Origin of the sequence: Virgibacillus sp. L01 (genome assembly GCF_052246775.1) — a bacterium.
Lineage (GTDB): Bacteria > Bacillota > Bacilli > Bacillales > Amphibacillaceae > Lentibacillus.
On sequence record NZ_JBQQCP010000008.1, the window covers coordinates 17,498 to 34,781 of the forward strand.

The following is a 17,284-nucleotide window of genomic DNA, read 5'->3' on the forward strand; positions in this document are numbered from 1 at the left end:
TAAAAGGAGAGTTGCACTACGATGAAAATGACTAGTCTTAAAATGAAAAAAATACTTGATGAAAGGTTTTCCAATCCCGAATTTAATACATCATATAAGAGGGACGAAGATTCCTATCGGATAGAGTGGAAGGAATCCAAGCAAGGAATGACCATTACACTACCGAATGTTATATCGAAATATAATAATCGGGGCGAACCAGCTATAGACGAACTGGAGGAACATGTACTGGAAGCATTACGAATTATGAATGAAGAACATACTTTGACTGGGATGGAGAAAAATATTTATCCTGTCATACGTGCAACATCATTCGCAACAGAAACAAACGCGGGCACTACACTGGTATCTAAGGAACATACTGCAGAGACTCGTGTATATTATGCACTGGATTTAGGTAAATCCTATCGGTTAATTGATGAACCGATGCTCGAAAAAGAGGGGTGGACTTACGATAGAATTGATGAAATTGCAACATTTAATATTAGATCACTATCCAATGATTTTAAGAAAGATACAGTAGCTGAAAATGATTTTTATTTCGTTGCTAAACAGGATGGTTATGATGCAAGCAGAATTCTGAATGAAGCGTTTTTGGAAGAAATGCTCGCAAATAGTAAAGGACAGCTGGCTGTAGCTGTACCACATCAGGATGTATTGATTTTTGCTGACATACAAAATAAAACAGGTTATGATATATTAGCACAAATGACAATGAAGTTCTTTGCAGAAGGAAGTATTCCAATAACATCATTGCCATTCATATATGAAGATAAAACGTTGGAACCAGTGTTTATTATGGCAAAAAATCGACCAGAACAGAAGTAGAAAGGAATGAGTCAGATGGATGTGTTTTATAATCCAAAGGGTGTTGGAGATGTTTTAATTGTTCCATTAGGAGATGGGAACCGCTACAAGGTTAAGCATGATACTATTGGTGATATCACAAGAATTACAGATGAAAACGGAAAAGTTATTGGCTATAATATTTTCCAGGCATCGAAGCATTTTGAGTTAGAAAGTACTGGAAAAACAACAATGACGAAAGAACTATTAAATCAGTTAAAACAATTGTTCAATAAAAATAATCTGGCTGATTCACTTGAGTTTGATTTGAGTCCTAAATTTGTTGTAGGCTATGTTAAAAATAAATCCCCACATGAGGATGCTGATAAATTGAGTGTTTGTCAGGTTGATGTAGGGAATGAAATGCTGCAGATTGTATGCGGTGCACCAAATATTGATGAAGACCAAAAAGTTGTCGTAGCAAAAGTCGGAGCAATTATGCCAAGCGGATTAAAGATAAAACCGACAGAATTACGTGGGGTCCCATCGAATGGTATGATATGCTCACAGAAAGAATTAGGCTTGCCCGATGCACCTTTAGAGAAAGGAATTTATGTTCTACAAGATACCTATGAACGAGGCGAACCGTTTATATTTTAAAAAAGGGCAACCTAAGTCGATTGACAAGGGTTGTTTTTTTCGGCAATTAACAAAATATAAATACTTCTTACTGCACATGTGCAATTTTGGACTTCGCCATTAGATCTTGGCGAAAAGCCAAATTTTAAAGCTTCAATTTTACACAAAAACTGATAGAATAAATTATAGTGTTAATTTTTACGGAAATGAGTGAAATTATATGTGGGATCGTTGGAAAAAGAAAATCACCAATTTTCTCTTTGTGGAAACAGAGGAAGAAAAAAATCAGTCACCGAAAAACCGAAATCACCGTAAACAGGATGTTCAAACCAAAATGATGTACCAATATCCTTCTAACAATTCATTTCGGTTTCCCGTTATCCCTGATAACCCCAAGGAAAAAAATGAAGTAGAGACACCGGCATTTGAACGGAAAAGAAACAGAACAAGAAATACCACTCCAAGTAAGCCTGACCAGCAAAGTCCGATGCCTGAACGGAATAAGAAGATAAACAAGCCTGAATCGGGAGCACCGTTTGAACTAAGTCAGGTCCCTTCGCCGATACATGGATTTCAGCATCGGAATAAGGATAAGAAGATAGAGGATGTCCCTGCATACAAACGAAAGCAAGCTGATGATTCTGAATCTAGTATGACGCAAGATGATGAACCATTTGCTAAAGATACATATGTAAGTGAAGCAAATCCGTTGGAAAACAAAGAAAGTGAAGAACATGCAGGGGTTCAAGAGTCCGTCTCAAAGCCTGCGTCAAGGCCTGACTCAGAGGATGCCAGTGAGCCAGAAGAGGTTGGAACTCAACAAACACAACAGCCAGAAGAGGTTAGAACTCAACAAACACAACAGCAACGACCTGACAAACAAACCAAACGGAGACATTCCAAGCATAAAAAAGAGACTCAAAATAAACCGAGTCCACCACCGTTTAATGTGATGATGTCAGCAAATGATAAACAAAGACAATTAAATAAACGGAGCATTAATAATGAATCCAGCAATAAAACTGCAGCTGCAGTTCATGACAATACAGTTCCATACCATTTATTAAACGATCCAATTCATAAGAGTGATCAGGACCAGGCTTGGATGAATAGCCAACAGGAACTCTTGGAAAAAACGCTAAAGCATTTTAATGTTCGGGCGAAAGTTGTTAAAGCAACGCAAGGTCCGTCCGTAACCAGGTTTGAAGTGCAGCCGGAACTGGGTGTCAAAGTAAGTAAAGTTAAGAATTTGAGTGATGATATAAAATTGAATATGGCTGCAAGAGATATCCGAATTGAAGCACCAATACCAGGCAAAAATACAATTGGAATTGAAATCCCTAACCCAAAGCCTCAAATTGTTGGTTTACAAGAGATTTTTGAGACAGATAACTTTCAAAAAGGCGAGTCACCATTAACAATTGGATTGGGACTAAGCATTGAAGGGAGTCCCTTGATCACCAATATACAAAAAATGCCCCACGGCTTAATTGCAGGGGCAACAGGGTCAGGAAAAAGTGTATGTATTAATACCATTTTAATCAGTCTCCTTTACAAAGCAAATTACCAGGATGTAAAGTTTTTGCTGATAGATCCTAAAATGGTTGAACTGGCACCATACAACGGGATACCACATCTTATTTCACCAGTTATTACGGATGTTAAAGCTGCTACAGTGGCTCTGAAATGGGCTGTGAATGAGATGGAGGATCGGTACGACAGATTTGTTCAAGAAGGTGTTCGGGATGTAGAGCGTTTCAATCAGAAAATGGTTAAGCAAAATCGCCCGGAAGAGAAAATGCCATTTATTGTAATCGTAATAGACGAGTTAGCAGATTTAATGATGGTATCACCGCAGGATGTAGAGGATGCGATCTGTCGAATTGCGCAAAAGGCACGCGCATGTGGAATCCACCTGCTTCTTGCAACACAAAGACCTTCAGTTGATGTTATAACTGGGTTAATAAAGGCAAATATACCGACAAGAATAGCATTTAGTGTATCCTCTCAGGTAGATTCCAGAACAATAATGGATACGAGTGGTGCAGAGAAGCTTTTAGGAAAAGGTGATATGCTGTTTGTCGAAAATGGTGCTGGTAAAAGCCTTCGTCTGCAAGGTGCCTTTGTATCAGACGAGGAGATCGAACGTGTTACAGATCATGTACGTCAGATAGCCGAGCCGAGTTATGAATTTGAGCAGGAACAGTTGCTGGAGCAGCTTGTAACGGATGATCACGAAGATGAACTGCTTCATGATGCTGTTGACTTTGTTGTGAAGCAGAATAGTGCGAGTACATCATTATTACAACGTCATTTTAAAATTGGATATAATCGGGCAGCACGGTTAATGGACTCTATGGAAAGCAGTGGAATAATTGGTGGCCAAAATGGTAGCAAACCACGTGAAATCTTATTATCTGGCGTACAATCGGAGAATTAAAGCACTTGTTTAGTTGCAGTTGTTTTTATATGATAGTAGAGAATACAATTACCAAACTTTATTATGAATACGAGGGGAAGCCGTTATGAAGGAAATTTCACAGAAACTGAACGGGGATATTAAACGTTTAACAAACAAAACATTTAAGTTTGATGAACGGATCAAAGAGGGTTGGTTTTCAGCGGTTTACTTTTTGAAAACGAAAGAAATGGCAGAAAAGAAACTTCCATATAATCGTGTCACAATGCAATTTTTTCAGAAAAGCAGTAATGCTGTTCTATGTGGCACTGATGAAGCAATTGCCTTAGTTCATACGTTTGCAGATGATCCAGAGACACTGGAGATTCATTCATTAAAAGATGGGGATAAGATCAGTCCCTATGAAACTGTTCTCACTATCACCGGTGCATATCAGCAGTTTGGCTTTCTTGAAGGTATTATTGATGGTATTTTAGCGAGAAGAACATCGGTAGCTACAAATGTATATAATGTTGTAAAAGCAGGCCGAACTTCTGGAAATCAAAAACCGATTATCTTTATGGGAGATCGTGATGATCACTTTACCCAGCAAGCTGGTGACGGCTATGCAGCATTTATTGGAGGTTCTACAGCACAAGCAACACATGCGATGAATGAATGGTGGGGTAAAGAGGGGATGGGAACCATGCCACATGCCATGATTCAAATGTTCCGCGGTGATGTAGTTGCAGCATCACGTGCGTATATTGAAATGTTTCCAGAAGATGATCTTGTGGCTCTAGTTGATTATAATAATGATGTAATTACCGATTCACTAAAAGTTGCTAAAGCTTTTGGCAACGATTTAAAAGGTGTTCGTCTTGATACATCCAGAACACTTGTCGATAAGTACTTTTTACGTAATCATCATTTAATGGGTACTTTTGATCCGCGAGGCGTGAATCCTGAATTAATTTTTGCACTTCGAAAAGCACTTAATGAAGAGGGCTTTTCACATGTTAACATAATGGCCAGCGGCGGCTTTACTGAAAAGAGAATTAGTCATTTCGAAACCCTGGGCGTTCCGATTGATATGTATGGGGTTGGAGGAAGTCTACTAAAAATTAATATTGGTTTTACAGGTGATAATGTGTTGTTAAACGGTACTCAGGAGGCAAAAGAGGGGAGACGTTATCGACCGAATTCCCGACTTGAATCAGTGGAATATAATATGCAAAACAAAGAATAAGTAATAATTTATTTCACTCTTCGTAAACATTTGCTATAATGATTAAATAGCTGTCAAGATTCCTGTAAGATGAAAATTTTAGATAGCTGTTTGTACACATATATCTGGAGGTTCTTTTTTATGACAACTTACCATTTTATTGGTATAAAGGGGACCGGAATGAGTGCACTTGCACATATCCTTCATGATTCTGGTGAAAAAGTGCAAGGATCTGATGTAGAAAAGCGTTTTTTTACGCAAGAAGCATTAGAGAATAAAAACATTCCAATCTACCCTTTCTCAGAAAGTAACATCGAAGAAGGCAACACCATAATAGCGGGCAATGCTTTTTCGGATGATCATGTAGAGATCAAAGAAGCAAAAAGATTAGGACTTACTTTTTATAGATACCATGAATTTTTAGGAGAATGGTTAAAACAATATACAAGTATCGCTGTAACTGGTGCTCACGGAAAAACTTCTACTACTGGTCTGTTAGCTCATGTACTTGATGAGACGTATCCTATTTCATATCTAATAGGCGATGGGACAGGAAAAGGCCATGTAGACAGTGAATATTTTGTGTTTGAGGCGTGTGAATATCGCCGTCATTTTTTACGTTATGAACCTGATTATGCAATTATGACGAATATTGACTTCGATCACCCAGATTATTTTACGAGTGTTGACGATGTTTTTGATGCATTTCAATCGATGGCTGATCAAGTGAAAAAAGGAATTATTGCTTGTGGTGATGATGAGCAACTGCAGCAAATTCAAGCAAAAGTTCCGGTTATGTATTATGGCTTCTCCAGTACGAATGATTTTCAGGCACAGAATGTAAAGGAAACAGAGAACGGTACTGAGTTTGATGTGTTTGTACGTAATACGTATTATGAAACATTTGAAATTCCAATGTTCGGTGATCATAATATTCTAAATGCTTTATCTATAATTGCCATTTGCCATTACGAGGATATGAAAGCGAAGGATATTAAGACTATTAGCACGTTTCAAGGTGTTAAACGCAGGTTTACCGAGAAAAAAGTTGGAAATCAGATTTTAATTGATGATTACGCACATCATCCAAAAGAGATTACAGCAACAATTGATTCAGCTCGTAAAAAGTACCCAAATAAGTCTATTGTCGCGGTATTTCAGCCACACACTTTTACTCGAACTAAAACATTCTTACAAGAATTTGCTGATAGCTTAAGGCTGGCTGATAACGTTTATTTGTGTGATATCTTTGGTTCAGCTAGAGAAGATAGTGGAAAATTGACCATACACGATTTGCAAGAACTGGTGGATGGTAGTACTGTCTTAGATATTTCACATACGGATATTCTAATGAATGATGCTGAAAGTGTACTGATTTTCATGGGTGCTGGAGATATTCAGAAATTCCAGGAATCTTATGAAGAACAATTGGCGAATACAAATAATGTTAAATTAAAAAAAGCGTAGATGACTCTGAGCCATAAATTTTAGGCTCTTTTTTTTATGCTAATTTCATAAATGACTGTTTCTTTAACGTAGTCGAGTTAAATGGGTAAATACTTGAGTGCTATGACACTGATGCTGGGCAAATACGCTTCGCTTTTTGCGGGCTTGGCTGAGCCTCCTTGTCTTGGCTTTCATGGCTACTGGTTTTAGGGGGGAACATAGCTGGACTAATAGCGTGCTTAAACTGACAGGATTTTGAAACAAGTAGATGACGTATTGCCATTCGAACTGAGGATCCCCAAGCAATCGAATGAATCCTCATTCCGCTAAATAGCAAAAAAGGCACTCCGAGAAGGATGAGACGGAACCTCATTCCGTTAATAGCAGAAAATCAGCCAAATTTGAGGCGAAAATGAGAAATAACGGAATGAGGATCCGCCAAATAATCGATGTGGGTCCTCATTCCGTTAAAACGGGTGATATGCATGCTACCAAATTTTAAACAAGTCAAAATTTACGAAAAGAGTCTAATTTTATGCCTTTTGAAAAGCTAGAATCTTTAGGAGTTAAGTGAAAGTAAAAAGAAGATCTTGCTATTGACCGTGAAAAGTCATATTTTCTTTCAAAAAATAAAGGGTTATATGGCATATTTGTCGAAATACTAACTAGAAACCTTTATAGTGAATAGTAAGGGGATATTGTGTTGAGACATTAATAAAGCTAAGTTTTTTAGAATATGTTTAAGTGAAATGAATTAGGGTATTATTCTAAGAAGAAACTTCTTATTTTTGTGTTGCTTTTATACTAATGTATACTCTCCGAATCACTGTTATTGAAGTCTATATAATCGAAGGAGTTGACAACCCATATGGAGAATTTATTGTACATTGCTGCAGTTATAGTCGCAGTAGCTTTTGTAGTGCTTGTAATCTATCTAGCAATGACCTTAAAGGCTACACAGCGAACGTTAAATAACGTTACAGATACACTAGGAAGCTTGGAAGAACAAATGCAGGGAATTACTACTGAAACAACCGAGCTGTTAAATAAAACGAATAAGCTAGCTGAGGATGTTAATCAGAAGTCAACAAAGTTAAATAGTTTATTTGACGGCGTAAAAGGTGTTGGAGAGACAGTTAGGGATTTCAATGGATCGTTACGCAAGTTATCTAATAGCATCTCGGATACTGCTTCACAGAATCAGGAGAAGGCTTCACAGGCAATGAAATGGGGAAACACAGTAATTGACTTTTGGAAAAAGAAAAAGAACAAATAAAGAAAAATTTTAGGAGGAATAATCATGGAAGATAACAACAATAACAACAGCAATAACATCAACAGTAAAGATTTTATGATTGGAACATTTATTGGTGGAATAGTAGGAGCTTCAGCAGCTTTACTTTTAGCACCAAAGTCTGGTAAAGAGTTAAGAGGAAATATTAATGAGGGTGCAACGGAACTAAAAGGCCGTGCCTATGAATGGAAAGATGTTGCTTCTGAAAAAGGGTCAGAATGGAAAGATAAAGCATATGTGAAAGGTTCTGACTTACGTACAAAAGCATCGGATTCTAAATCCAAGCTAACACAGAAAACACAGGAAATAACAAAGAATGTTCAGGATAAGTGGAAAGATAGAACAAGCGATGAAGAGGAAGCTGAAGAAGCGGCAGAAGAAGTTGCAGAAGCGATAGAGGAAGCAACTGAAGAAGTTGAATCCAAATAAATAATCCACAGGAAAAGCTAGTGTAATCCACTAGCTTTTTTTAATACAGCTGCAGAATGCGCAGTTGCCATCTATCATGAAAATGAACTTGTAATCGAAATAAAGAGGTTTCATACAGCAAATTTAAGGTTTGCGGACCAGTGTATTTTGATACAAAAGCCCACTAACAACCATGATGTACGTAAATAAAGGGCTTCTGTGTCTGGGTAGAAATAGCGACTCCTGTGTCCCCTCTCGTTAAGCATTTTATTGATGATAAAGAATCGCCCTGCCTTCGCAATATGTAGCCAACCTCAAGCTAGCTATAAAGTCTTAGCTAAATCGAGAAGTTTTCTAAAGCATAAGGGGCCCTGAGAAAACACGCTTAGACTCCCTTTCGTCTCAAGCCACGTTATCTAAGTTTTCCAAACTATTTGAAGTTTGTCACCATGTTGAATAGATTCATAGAATGTTGTTGGCTGATTGTTATTATATAGCTGAAAATGGCCAGTAGCATTAGCCATATCTATATCGACGTATCGAAACACATCCTGGAAAATAAACCTTTGCTGTACTCTATCCTTTATTTCCAAGTGGTCATTCATTCGTAACTCTTTGTCTAAATCCAGTTCTAATTGATTACGCAGAACTGTTATTTGCTGCTGTCTGATTAAGACTGGTTTTCCGTTAAATGTTACATCAATTGTATTCCAATATTGTCTATTTAGTTGTTGTAATAAATCATTCACCACAGGGTGTTTAGCTGTTGTAATGGTGAGGTGATCATTTTGTTTTAAGGCCTGTGTGCGACTTACTTTTCTATCATTTAAGTAAATATGTGATTCACCTTTGTCAATGATCACTTTTCTGTTGTTTACAAAAACTGAAAATGTCTGTGTATATTGAATTTTTTCAGTACTTTCGGTTGCTAAAAAGTCTTCAATCGTGTTCGGGTGCTGCATTACAATTCTGTCATTATCCTGAATAATATAGCTCTTTGGTTTCATCTGATCATTTACAAAAAATGTGTTTTCAAGTTTGCAGCTTCTTTTATTAAAATTAATAAAGAAAAATACACCCTCTCCGATAAGCTGTTCAATTGTAATTTGTGGTTCTTTTCCGTCTTCTCCTTTTGAAGTTATTATTTCATCACCGTTATGAATAACATCATCAACTTGTGCTTCATGTCCGTTTAAAATGATGACAGGGGGCCTCCCATATCCACCGGGCAAGGTTATTTCCTTTCCGTTAACAGTAACAATTGAAGCTATTCCGGGTTTTCCATATAGTTTTTTAATGTCCAATCCTGCCTGTACAAGGCAGTCTCCAATGGTTAATTGCTTCATCTCAAACATTCTGACTGTGTGTTCATTTATTGTCACAGTAATATAGTGGACTGGGTTTTGTTTTGCAGCGATGGCAATTCCAATAGGTGTTACAAAGTCTGGACCTGGTGGTAAATTTTCTGTTTTTACAAGATTTTGTATTGCATCAATCCCCCTTATTGCTACACGGTTTTCAGGGAGTTGCAGCTTATTTGCTAGAGTAGTAGTTATGTCAGGTGTTAAGCTTCCGCCTCCAACAAGCATAATGGCCTTAGGTGATTTTGAATTTAATTCAAGAATTTCTGTAGAGATGGAATCAGCAAGTTTCTCGATACTCTGTTTCACGTCTTTAACCAATGTTTCGTATGTAATAGTAGTTTCAAAACCCAATATATCCTGAACAGTAGTTTGTCCATTTCTTACAATGTGCTTTTTTGTTTGTTCGGCCATCGGAAAATCCAATAGATAGTGATCACTGATTGCTTCAGTTATTTCGTCTCCGGCTACCGGAACCATTCCATATGCCACAACTGTTCCCTTGTCCGTAATGGCGATATCACTTGTACCTGCGCCAATATCAATTAAAGCAACATTAAGTCTGCGCATAGATTCAGGTATTAACACATGGATGGCAGCTATAGGTTCTAATGTTAATGCTTCCATGTCTAGATCAGCTCGTCCCAGGGCTGCCAATAGGGATTCAACCACCACTTTTGGTAAAAATGTAGCAATTATTTCAGCAGTTGCCTGGTCTCCACTTTGGTCAATAAGTGAACCAATCTGTTCATCATCAAGCTTGTATTCCAGTACAGAGTAACCCACACAATAATAGTTCGTATATGCATTGTTATTATCCATTGCTGCAAGCTTCAATTGTGCGGCTTGAACAGCACTTAGTTCCAAGTGTTTAATCGTATCACTATCTGTGATAGGTTGCTGGTCTAATTTTAACGTTGCGTCAGCCTGACATGTTTTAAGTGCGCGACCTGCAGCTGCGACAGACACTTGATGTAACTTCCCATGTTCTGCTTCCAGTTTTTTCTTAACATCCCGAATAACTTCAGATACGGCGATCACATTATGTATTTGTCCATCACGCATGGATCTCTCTTCGTGTTCTTTCATATAATAATCGATTAGCACAAACTTATCATTCTGTTTTTCTATTAAAATCCCAGTGACCGATCGTGTTCCAATATCAAGCGCAAAAATCTTCCCACCCATATTAATTATTCCTTTCCTTTTAAAATACTGGAAAAGTTAGAAATTATTGATGACAAAGAACTAACTTTTAGTTATAATTATCTCTAATTATTAAAATGTACCATACTTTCAAAGTATAATAAACTGTGTTCAGGAGGGGTTTAAATATGAGCCATAACGAAATGGATGAATTACGTCGTCAGTTAGATGATGTAAACACGGAATTATTGGATTTAATCACGAACCGTGCAAAAATTGTACAACAGATAGGTAAAATCAAGCATAAGCAAAGTATCAAACGGTTTGATCCAGTAAGAGAACGGAAAATGCTTGATGAGCTAACAGAAAGAAATAATGGCCCATTTGAAAATTCCACGATTGAACACATTTTTAAAGAAATATTTAAAGCAAGTTTAGAATTGCAGGAAGATGATCATCGAAAAGCTTTACTTGTATCCAGGAAAAAGAAACCTGAAGATACAATCATCGATATTAAAGGCGAAAAAGTCGGTGATGGGAATACCCATTATGTGGTGGGTCCATGTTCGGTTGAAAGTTACGAACAAGTAGCTGAAGTAGCGAAGTCGGTGAAAAGCAAAGGACTTAAACTATTAAGAGGTGGAGCATTTAAGCCTAGAACATCACCATATGATTTCCAGGGACTTGGATTGGAAGGCCTTCAAATTTTGAAGAAAGTTGCGGATGAGTATGATCTGGCAGTGGTCAGTGAAATTGTAAATCCAGCACATATGGAAGAAGCGATGGAATATATTGATGTTATTCAAATTGGCGCACGTAATATGCAAAACTTTGAATTATTAAAAGCTGCAGGCGATGTAGATAAACCTGTTCTGTTAAAGCGGGGGTTATCAGCGACTATTTCTGAATTTATTAATGCAGCTGAATATATTATTTCAAGAGGTAACGGCAATATCATATTATGTGAGCGTGGAATCCGGACATATGAAAAGGCAACTAGAAATACGTTGGATATTTCAGCGGTACCGATTTTAAAACAAGAAACACATTTACCGGTTATGGTTGACGTAACGCATTCTACAGGTCGCAGGGATTTACTACTCCCGACAGCAAAAGCAGCTTTGGCAATAGGTGCTGATGGGATTATGGCAGAGGTACACCCGGACCCAGCGGTAGCACTGTCTGATGCAGCCCAACAAATGGATATTCCAATGTTTGACAACTTTATGAAAGAACTGAAATCATTTTCAACACGTAAATAGTTCGTTTTAAGGCTGGTCTTATGAAGATCAGCCTTAAATTTCGCTGACGTTTTTTTTGTAATTTTTTTCATGGTGGGGTATCATAAATGGAAAAGAGATCGTAATGGGATTTATATTAGGAGGCATTAGAGCATGAATATAACAATATATGATGTAGCAAGAGAAGCAAATGTATCAATGGCAACCGTTTCACGAGTTGTAAATGGGAATCCGAATGTTAAGCCTGTAACACGTAAAAAAGTTCTGGCAACTATTGAACAGTTGGGTTATCGTCCAAATGCTGTAGCACGCGGACTTGCAAGTAAGAAGACAACAACAGTAGGTACGATTATCCCGGATATTTCAAGTATCTTTTTTGCTGAATTGGCGAGAGGGATAGAGGATATTGCAACAATGTACAAGTATAATATGATTTTAAGCAATTCGGACCAAAACAAGGATAAAGAACTTCAGCTTATAAATACAATGCTGGAAAAACAAGTAGATGGTATTTTATTTATGGGTGGGAACATAACGGACGAGCACGTGAAACAATTTGAAAGCTCTTCAATCCCAGTAGTATTAGCAGCGACTTATGATGAATCAAATAGAATTCCATCTGTAAATATAGACTATGAAGCTGCAGCATTTGAAGCAACGTCCTTTTTGATTGGTAAAGGGAATGAAAAAATTGCATTTATTTCAGGACAAGATGATACACTTATAAATCAGCAAAAGTACAAGGGCTATGTACGTGCCTTTCAGGAAAAATCATGGTCCATCGATGATGAATATATCTTAAAAGGAGATTATTCTTATGATTCTGGTCTGGAGGCCGTTGATCAGTTGCTTACATTAAATGAAAAGCCGACTGCAGTATTTGTCGCCTCAGATGAAATGGCACTAGGAGTTATCCATGGAGCACAAGACAAAGGGTATAAAGTGCCGGAAGACCTAGAAGTATTTGGTTTTGATAATACCAGGCTTGCAACGATGGTGCGACCAACACTCTCAACAATTGTCCAGCCTATGTACGACATTGGTGCTGTTGCAATGCGTTTGTTGACAAAATATATGAATAAAGAAGAAGTAGAGGAGAAGAAGGTTGTTTTACCACATCGAATTGTGGAAAGAACTTCAACAAAATAAATATAATGCCGATATAATCAACAGGTTATGGGTAGTTTTTTTTGAACAAGCTTTTAGGGAGCGAGATTATGAGGAAAAGAGATGTACTAACTCCAGTCGGTATTACATTGGGATTCATTATGATCATGCTGGCCATTCTTTCAAAGGGTGGCACGCAGGGGATGGGGTCGTTTCTTGACATTGCCTCTATCTTTATCGTAATTGGAGGACTATTTGCGTCGTTATTTATTAATTTTAAATTGGATCAAATTAAGCTTACCTCTAAAGTTATGAAGGAAGTTTTTCATCAAAGCGATCAGCGACTTCCTGAGTTAATAGGGTTATTTATACGTTTATCAGAACGCGCACGCAGAGAAGGTATATTAGCTCTTGAAAACGAGCTTGATGAAGTTGATGATGAATTTATTAAAAAAGGTATCCTGCTTGCAGTTGACGGGATTGAGCCAGAGGTTATAAATGATATTCTGAATGCAGAAATTACTGCAATGGAAGATCGGCATTATAAAGGTCGTGCCATTATTGAAAAAGCGGGGGAATATGCACCAGCCTGGGGGATGATTGGAACATTAGTAGGACTGGTTCTAATGCTAAATAGTTTAACAGACCCGACAACTTTAGGACCCAATATGGCGGTAGCACTTTTAACAACACTCTATGGGACTGTACTGGCTAACCTTGTATTTATTCCGATGGCTAATAAACTGGAAACTAAAACGGAAGAAGAAATGTTTATAAAACAGGTTATTATTGAAGGGGTCATAGGAGTTCAATCAGGGCAAAACCCACGTATTTTGGAGGAGAAATTAGGTGCATTCCTTCCAAAAGAAACGAAGAAAAAAGATGAAGTTGATGAGGAAACTGCTTACGCAGGTGAGAGCGTAAATGAAGCGTAGGAGTACAAGAAAACAGAGTAATTCCGGGGCACCTAAATGGATGGTTACATATTCGGACATGGTAACGCTTATTCTGGTCTTTTTTATACTTTTATTTTCGATGTCACAAATAGATTTAGTGAAATTTGAAGCTATTTCTGAATCGTTTAAGAATCGAATGATATTTGAATTTTACCCATCACCAGTACCGATGGAAAATCCAACTGAGAATACGAGCAACCAAGAAAGCGGTAAGAATTCGAATGAATTTGAAAATCCAACCCAGTTAGAAAATATTAATGACCGAGATGATACACCTGCAGAAGAAACTGAAGATTCCTTAGACAAATTGATGGGGGATGTTGGGCAATATTTGGACAAAAACAGTTTAAATAATGTTGTTTCGGCAAGCAGAACTGAACGTGGAGTGGTATTGGTTCTGCAGGAAAGTATATTGTTCGATTCGGGAAAAGCAGTAATTGTCGATTCGGGGAAACCTTTTTTAGATAAAATTGCTAAGCTTCTTTCCAATATTCCTAACCATGTAAAAGTGGAAGGTCACACCGATAATCGACCCATCTCTAATTTTCGGTATCCGTCAAATTGGGAATTATCCGGTGCACGTGCAAGTAGTGTAATCCGCTACCTAATTAATGAAAATAATTTCGATAATTCACGTTTTACTGCCGTTGGTTATGGAGCCACTAGACCAATAATGCCTAATACTTCAGCAATGAACTGGAGCAAAAACAGACGAGTTGAGATGGTTATTATGGAAAATAATAAAGAATAAATAGAAGGGGAGATGATTGTAATAAATCATCTCCCTTTGTTATATGTTATTTTGTATATTTTTTGCGTATTTTAACGCATTTTGAAGTACTTTTTCATTCTTCTCGGTAATATCTGCTTTTCGTGGAATTGTCGGCACAATACTTTTACTATCATGCCAGTGTTCAGGTAATGTAACAGGTGATTCCTTTTGCCACTTAGATTGCCAAACAGGAGGTAAGTTACCTTTTTGAACGTCACCTGTTTTCATCACGCTCCATATTTGAGCCCATGCACGGGGAATAACTCTCCACATATCATATCCGCCACCACCTAATGCAATCCAGCGACCATTACAATATTGATGTGCTAACTCATGTGCTAATAAAGGAATTCTTTCGAAAGTTTCCATCGTGGCACATAAATGTGTTAGTGGATCATACATGTGTGCATCTGCACCATTCTGCGTCAGGATGACATCAGGCTTGAAATAGTCAACAATCTCTCTCAAAGCGGATTCATATAGATTGATAAATGATTCATCTTCTGTAAATGCATCAATCGGGATGTTAAAAGAATATCCATGACCTTCTTTAATTCCTCTTTCGTTAACGTTTCCAGTACCAGGGAAAAGGTATCTGCCTGTTTCATGAATAGAAAAAGTGCATACATTCGGATCATCATAGAATGCCCATTGAACACCATCTCCGTGATGTGCATCCGTATCTACGTATAATACCTTCAAACCATATTTTTCACGAATGTATTTAATAGCCACTGCACCGTCATTATAAATACAAAAACCACTTGCTTTTCTTTTGAATCCATGATGGAGTCCGCCACCTAGATTTAAAGCATGATCTGACTTACCCTGTAACACGGAATCTATTGCGGTTAGGGTACCGCCTACCAAATAACTGGATGCGTCATGCATACCATCAAATATTGGCGTATCTTCTGTTCCAATCCCATATTCCAACCCTTCATCTTCCGGCATTTCTCCATTACTCGCTTTTTGAACAGCTTGGATATAAGATAAGTCATGAAAAAGTGCAAGTTCTTCTTCAGTAGCCTTTCGGGGTTCAATTATATCTTTATTAGTTAAAATGTTTATGTCTTCTAATAGTTCCTTTGCTAATAGTACCCTTTTTTGATTAAATGGATGATCCGAATGAAATTGGTAATTTAAAAATTTATTAGAGTAGACAAAAGATGGATTACAAGTCATATTTTTGGCTCCGCGATATTGTTTGGCCACATTAGATCATAGCCAGCCTCACGTAAATCCTGCACAACTGGCATAGGATTCATGGTCTGAATACGGAAAACAAGAATCTTAAAATTCGGATCATCGTTATAAGGATATATTAAAACGGATGTAATATTCGTTTTGCGAGCACCAAAAATAGCAGCTACCTCTGGTAATATCCCTGGTTTATGGGGAACTTTTATTTCAATTTGTGAGCTTTGAACGTTTGTGCCTGTAAGTTGAATAAACGTTTGAAGCATGTCTTTTTCAGTGATCATTCCAACCAATTTATTGTCTCTGACTACGGGTAAGCACGCGAATTCTTCATCGTAAAAAACTCTTGCAATTTCTTCAACAAAATCAAGTGGATGAACTGTTATGACATCTTGAGTCATAATCGACTGAATTTCGTTTTCAAGTTCATTGTGGTCTGCATCTTTATTTAAAATAGATGGTGACGCATCACGTACATCCCGATCAGATACAATTCCAATTACATAATGGTTATCGTCAACGATTGGAATGTGTCTAATCCGATTTTCATGAAGTAATTCTAGTGCTTCGGCAATTGATGCAGTTTTCCTCAGTGTCAGGACATCTCTTTTCATAATTTCTTCTACAAGCATTTACAATCCCTCCCTCATATTACGGTATTGGTGACGCTGTAAAAATCGGAGTTTATCAAACTGCTTAACTGATTCTTCCGGCACATTTTTTCCGATTCGAACCATTAGACAATTAGCTGGATGAGATATGATTTCCGGGTCATCCGTTGGGGCAGGAAGGAGGCCACCTGCAGCCATCATCTTCTCCATAACCTTACGATAATTCCATATACTCAATCTCGTGCCTTTAAGATCCCAATGCCAATAATATTCGGTTGATATTAGGATATAATTTTCCATATAATCATCCATTATGGACACTTTTAATATACTTGAGGCAATTCCTGATCCACGATAGTTCGGAATAATTTCAACTGCACCAAGCTCAATTAGGTCTTCCATATTAAATTCAGACCACCGCTCGAGTGGATCAGGATGTAAGTATGTTACATAGCCTACGATGGTGTCTTCAGTTCTTGCAATGATGATTCGTCCCTCTGGAAAGTCTGCAATACTAGAAACAGCTTCAAATTGTTTGGGGGCAGGTCGAAAAGCAGTCAATTGTTCATGAAAATAATACTTTTTCAATTCTGTGGATGAAAGCGGTCCTTCGATGATGACTGAGCCATTTGGAGTTTCGCGTGTGACTGAATGATACGTTTTAACATGATTCATTTTTTCACCGCCTTAT

15 protein-coding genes are annotated in these 17,284 nt (G+C 37.6%); 11 read left to right on the forward strand and 4 right to left on the reverse strand.

Features of this window, described 5'->3' with window-relative positions; genetic code table 11:
* Nucleotides 1–21 precede the first annotated feature (21 nt).
* From ACTWQM_RS14570 to ACTWQM_RS14600, 7 genes are all read left to right on the forward strand, one after another.
* Entirely contained in the window at nucleotides 22–828 is an 807-nt protein-coding gene (locus ACTWQM_RS14570; protein WP_443258895.1) for a DUF1444 domain-containing protein, read from the forward strand.
* A 15-nt stretch (nucleotides 829–843) separates the two neighbouring features.
* The gene (gene ytpR, locus ACTWQM_RS14575; RefSeq protein WP_443259074.1) at nucleotides 844–1,446 is read left to right on the forward strand and encodes a YtpR family tRNA-binding protein; all 603 of its coding nucleotides are present in this window, start codon (nucleotides 844–846) and stop codon (nucleotides 1,444–1,446) included.
* A 199-nt stretch (nucleotides 1,447–1,645) separates the two neighbouring features.
* Entirely contained in the window at nucleotides 1,646–3,865 is a 2,220-nt protein-coding gene (locus ACTWQM_RS14580) for a DNA translocase FtsK (RefSeq protein ID WP_443258896.1), read from the forward strand.
* An 85-nt stretch (nucleotides 3,866–3,950) separates the two neighbouring features.
* Nucleotides 3,951–5,072 (forward strand): nicotinate phosphoribosyltransferase, encoded by a 1,122-nt coding sequence (locus ACTWQM_RS14585; RefSeq protein WP_443258897.1) that lies wholly within the window; start codon nucleotides 3,951–3,953, stop codon nucleotides 5,070–5,072.
* A 120-nt stretch (nucleotides 5,073–5,192) separates the two neighbouring features.
* Entirely contained in the window at nucleotides 5,193–6,518 is a 1,326-nt protein-coding gene (murC, locus tag ACTWQM_RS14590) for a UDP-N-acetylmuramate--L-alanine ligase (protein WP_443258898.1), read from the forward strand.
* 847 nt (nucleotides 6,519–7,365) lie between these two features.
* Nucleotides 7,366–7,773 carry a DUF948 domain-containing protein gene (locus ACTWQM_RS14595; RefSeq protein ID WP_443258899.1) on the forward strand — a complete coding sequence of 136 codons (408 nt, stop codon included), beginning with the start codon at nucleotides 7,366–7,368 and terminating at the stop codon, nucleotides 7,771–7,773.
* A 24-nt stretch (nucleotides 7,774–7,797) separates the two neighbouring features.
* Nucleotides 7,798–8,220 (forward strand): YtxH domain-containing protein, encoded by a 423-nt coding sequence (locus ACTWQM_RS14600; RefSeq protein ID WP_443258900.1) that lies wholly within the window; start codon nucleotides 7,798–7,800, stop codon nucleotides 8,218–8,220.
* 395 nt (nucleotides 8,221–8,615) lie between these two features.
* Here the strand turns inward: ACTWQM_RS14600 and ACTWQM_RS14605 are convergent, their stop codons facing one another.
* Nucleotides 8,616–10,748 (reverse strand): cell division protein FtsA, encoded by a 2,133-nt coding sequence (locus tag ACTWQM_RS14605; RefSeq protein WP_443258901.1) that lies wholly within the window; start codon nucleotides 10,746–10,748, stop codon nucleotides 8,616–8,618.
* Between the two features lie 146 nt (nucleotides 10,749–10,894).
* Here ACTWQM_RS14605 and ACTWQM_RS14610 point away from each other — a divergent pair, with 146 nt between their 5' ends.
* From ACTWQM_RS14610 to motS, 4 genes are all read left to right on the forward strand, one after another.
* Complete coding sequence (locus tag ACTWQM_RS14610; protein ID WP_443258902.1) at nucleotides 10,895–11,968, forward strand: bifunctional 3-deoxy-7-phosphoheptulonate synthase/chorismate mutase; 1,074 nt, start codon at nucleotides 10,895–10,897, stop codon at nucleotides 11,966–11,968.
* A gap of 132 nt (nucleotides 11,969–12,100) precedes the next feature.
* A complete protein-coding gene (ccpA, locus tag ACTWQM_RS14615; protein WP_443258903.1) occupies nucleotides 12,101–13,096 on the forward strand; it encodes a catabolite control protein A in 996 nt (331 codons plus the stop codon).
* Nucleotides 13,097–13,164: 68 nt separating this feature from the next.
* On the forward strand, nucleotides 13,165–13,989 hold the full coding sequence (gene motP, locus ACTWQM_RS14620) for a flagellar motor protein MotP (RefSeq protein WP_443258904.1): 825 nt from the start codon (nucleotides 13,165–13,167) through the stop codon (nucleotides 13,987–13,989).
* Nucleotides 13,979–14,761: a flagellar motor protein MotS gene (gene motS / locus ACTWQM_RS14625; RefSeq protein WP_443258905.1), complete on the forward strand. Its 783-nt coding sequence runs from the start codon at nucleotides 13,979–13,981 to the stop codon at nucleotides 14,759–14,761. The genes motP and motS overlap by 11 nt, the downstream gene beginning before the upstream one ends.
* A gap of 39 nt (nucleotides 14,762–14,800) precedes the next feature.
* Here the strand turns inward: motS and ACTWQM_RS14630 are convergent, their stop codons facing one another.
* From ACTWQM_RS14630 to ACTWQM_RS14640, 3 genes are read right to left on the reverse strand one after another with little or no spacing between them, the layout of a single operon-like run.
* The gene (locus ACTWQM_RS14630) at nucleotides 14,801–15,967 is read right to left on the reverse strand and encodes an acetoin utilization protein AcuC (RefSeq protein ID WP_443258906.1); all 1,167 of its coding nucleotides are present in this window, start codon (nucleotides 15,965–15,967) and stop codon (nucleotides 14,801–14,803) included.
* Nucleotides 15,964–16,614 carry an acetoin utilization AcuB family protein gene (locus ACTWQM_RS14635; protein WP_443258907.1) on the reverse strand — a complete coding sequence of 217 codons (651 nt, stop codon included), beginning with the start codon at nucleotides 16,612–16,614 and terminating at the stop codon, nucleotides 15,964–15,966. Before ACTWQM_RS14635 ends, ACTWQM_RS14630 begins: the two co-directional genes overlap by 4 nt.
* A complete protein-coding gene (locus ACTWQM_RS14640) occupies nucleotides 16,615–17,268 on the reverse strand; it encodes a GNAT family N-acetyltransferase (RefSeq protein WP_443258908.1) in 654 nt (217 codons plus the stop codon).
* Between the last annotated feature and the right edge of the window lie 16 nt (nucleotides 17,269–17,284).